The organism is Desulforhopalus sp. IMCC35007, assembly GCF_005116575.1.
Taxonomy (GTDB): domain Bacteria; phylum Desulfobacterota; class Desulfobulbia; order Desulfobulbales; family Desulfocapsaceae; genus Desulforhopalus_A.
This window is the reverse complement of record NZ_SWCN01000078.1, coordinates 1-822: the sequence shown is the minus strand read 5'-3', so window position 1 is coordinate 822 and position 822 is coordinate 1. Positions and strand designations below refer to the sequence as shown.

Here is an 822-nt window from a genome sequence, read left to right as displayed (position 1 = left end):
TTATTATGAATTGTGGTGATTCCATTATAATTCAAAGGTTAGGGCTCTTCAATGTTTTATATCATAATATCATGCATTTACTGATAATTTTCACCTATTTATTCAATCCCGAAAGTTGAGTTATTAACTTACACTGGGATTATAACACAGATAGATTCATCAATCAGGGCAACTCGATCTGAACTTGGAACTCGATACGAAGTAAAATATGGCTGCATGCTTTCCTTGGAATCTAGCCCTAATTCTGAGTCTAAAACGTTTTACGATTCGCTTTCTATTAAAAAATATCCAGAATTTGGAAAAAATCATGTTTCTTATTCTGACATTTTAAATATCAAATTTGAGGAAAGTGATGATAGACAGTTTGAAGAGTCACTCAAGTCAATGTTAAGCAAACCTATTGATGTCTTAGGTCTACTTACCGATTGGCAAAAGGGAAAATTGAAAGGTGCGGGGATACACACAATTGAAGAACTACATTTGAAAACCGAAGATCAGTTAATTGAAAACATTTATAAGGTTGGTCCTCATCGTGCTAGGTTGATGAAAAATGCCGCAAATGCTGAATTACTTGAGTATCTATCTGGATAAATGCAACAAGTCATTAAACTCGGATTCCGCAAACAGGTGGCCGGGCCGGTGCGCCACAATGTTAGTTCGCCAAGTAAAGATATCTCTTATAAATGTTGAATATTCGTAACTACTCACCCCTATCATTATTCGGTGCTAAATCTTGTTTTGTAAGAGCGATCTGAATAGCAACGAGGGGATTAACTCCCATGGCCGCCATAGTTTGCAGATAACTTGAGATCCGACAATATG

1 protein-coding gene is annotated in these 822 nt (G+C 36.3%); it reads left to right on the top strand.

Annotated elements, in window-relative coordinates; all coding sequences use genetic code 11:
• Positions 1-225: 225 nt before the first annotated feature.
• A complete protein-coding gene (locus FCL48_RS24675) occupies positions 226-591 on the top strand; it encodes a hypothetical protein (protein WP_136876755.1) in 366 nt (121 codons plus the stop codon).
• The last annotated feature ends 231 nt before the right edge of the window (positions 592-822 follow it).